The organism is Moorena sp. SIO3I6 (assembly GCF_010672095.1).
Genome location: NZ_JAAHHU010001559.1, coordinates 1 through 1,164, shown reverse-complemented (window position 1 = coordinate 1,164; position 1,164 = coordinate 1). Strand labels below are relative to the sequence as shown.

Annotated in this window: 2 pseudogenes; one reads left to right on the top strand and one right to left on the bottom strand. The window is 42.5% G+C overall.

Annotated elements, in window-relative coordinates:
- A pseudogene (locus F6K49_RS51200) lies at positions 1-942 on the top strand (IS630 family transposase); the annotation flags it as partial.
- Here the strand turns inward: F6K49_RS51200 and F6K49_RS51195 are convergent.
- A pseudogene (locus F6K49_RS51195) lies at positions 937-1,164 on the bottom strand (cytochrome P450); the annotation flags it as partial. The pseudogenes F6K49_RS51200 and F6K49_RS51195 overlap by 6 nt on opposite strands.

The following is a 1,164-nucleotide window of genomic DNA, read 5'->3' as shown; positions in this document are numbered from 1 at the left end:
TAGTGCCTCGAACGCGACAAAGATGTGTAGAAGAGGGACTAGAATCAGCCTTAAAAGAACGTCGTCGAAAGGGAAGAACTAAACTCCTACAGGGAAAAACAGAAGCGTTTTTAGTAGCTACAGCTTGTAGTGAACCGCCAGCGGGTAGGGAGTCTTGGACGATGCAGCTATTGGCTGATCGTTTAGTAGAATTGAACTTAGTGGAGAGGATTAGTGATGAAACAGTGCGTCGGACACTTAAAAAAACGACATCAAACCTTGGTTGAAAGAACAATGGTGTATTCCGAGCGTGGGGGCAGAATTTGTAGGGAAGATGGAAGACGTGTTAGATCTTTATGAACAAGCCTATGAGCCAAGCATACCGCAGATTTGTTTTGATGAAAGACCCTGCCAGTTAATTGGCGAAAACCGCATCCCCTACCCAGCCGAACCAGGACAGCTACAACGCTACGACTACGAATATATTCTATAATGACCTTGCCACTTATTTGCCTTTTTTGAACCCAAGACTGGATGGAGACATATTAAAGTAACCCATCAAAGAACTGCCATTGATTTTGCTCACTGTATGAAAGACTTAGTAGATGGATTTTTTCTATTGCTACCCTAATTCGCGTGGTTCTTGACAACCTCAACACTCATACCCCAGCTGCACTTTATAAAGCTTTTACTCCAGAAGAAGCCCGACGTATTCTCTCTAAATTAGAGTTTCATTACACTCCTAAACATGGGAGTTGGTTAAACATGGTAGAGATGGAATTATCGGTATTATCAAGCCCTAGTCTCAATCGGCGCATTCCTGATCTAGAAACAATGAAGCGGGAAATAACTGCTTGGGAACAAGAACGTAATGAGCAAAAAGCAACAGTTAACTGGCGTTTTACCAATCAAAATGCACGGGTCAAATTAGAACGATTATATCCTAAACTTAACCTGTCATAATTTGTGTGGTAGACGACTAGTAATGTTGGCCATGCTGGGAATATAACTAGCTAATGCTCTCGGTTGAAACGCCTGGGACATTAACTTGCGACGCTTCTGGTAGAATTCTCCAGTTTGGTTAGTCAGTGAGGCAGCTCCAAGTAAGGTTGCTGTGCTTTTGGGCCAGCTAGCAGTAACATACTTATTTTCATTCGTAAACAGAAATTGATTCGCTTCTGCAGT